The sequence below is a fragment of the Thalassotalea sp. G20_0 genome, assembly GCF_017744175.1.
Lineage (GTDB): Bacteria > Pseudomonadota > Gammaproteobacteria > Pseudomonadales > Endozoicomonadaceae > Endozoicomonas.
Map to the genome: position 1 here is coordinate 1 of NZ_JAGHQV010000369.1, position 713 is coordinate 713.

At 48.5% G+C, this 713-nt stretch carries 1 protein-coding gene; it reads left to right on the forward strand.

Features of this window, described 5'->3' with window-relative positions; genetic code table 11:
- A partial coding sequence (locus J7438_RS26550) for a hypothetical protein (protein WP_209279025.1) occupies positions 1-713 on the forward strand: 713 nt, incomplete at both ends.

Sequence of the window (713 nt, forward strand, 5' to 3'; positions counted from 1 at the left end):
ATGTGAAAACCAAAGCCGAATCAAAAGAAGAGAAAGACCACTTCAACCCGCAGGAAGTCGCCAACCTGCTGTGGGCCGTGGCGAAACTTGTGGATAACGGGTTGGAGCTGAAGAAGACAACGCAGCTTAAAGGAACCGTGGTCGCGCTGTTGCCCTGTGTACAAAACAAAGCCGAATCAAAAGAAAAGAAAGACCACTTCAAGCCACAGGAAGTCTGCAACCTGCTGTGGGGTGTGGCGAAACTGGTGGACAACGGGCTCGAGCTGGAGGAGACAGCAAAGCTCAAAGAGGCCCTGGCCGCGCTGTTGTACCATGTGAAAACCAAAGCCGAATCAAAAGCAGAGAGAAGTCAATTCAATTCTCAAATTGCCGTCAATCTGCTGTGGGCCGTGGCGAAACTGGGTGAGGCCATTGAGCCGAACCTGATTAAATTTACTTTCGATTTTCTTGTCGACAGAATCAGTAAAAACCCTCAACTCTCTCAGCAAGATATATCGATGTCTCTCTGGGGAGTCATGGTATTCTGTGCCAGAGTTTATCTGGACTCAGGTAGCAATAATAAAAACCCGCTAGAAAAGCACATAGATGAACTATTTTCTCGCCTGGGAAATTCATCCCCGGACAATATAGAGGTTCAAACCGTTATTGCCATGGCCGCAAGTTGGCTTGGCAGAGCATGTCCGGTGGTCCCCCATTACCAGACAGTCATTTCA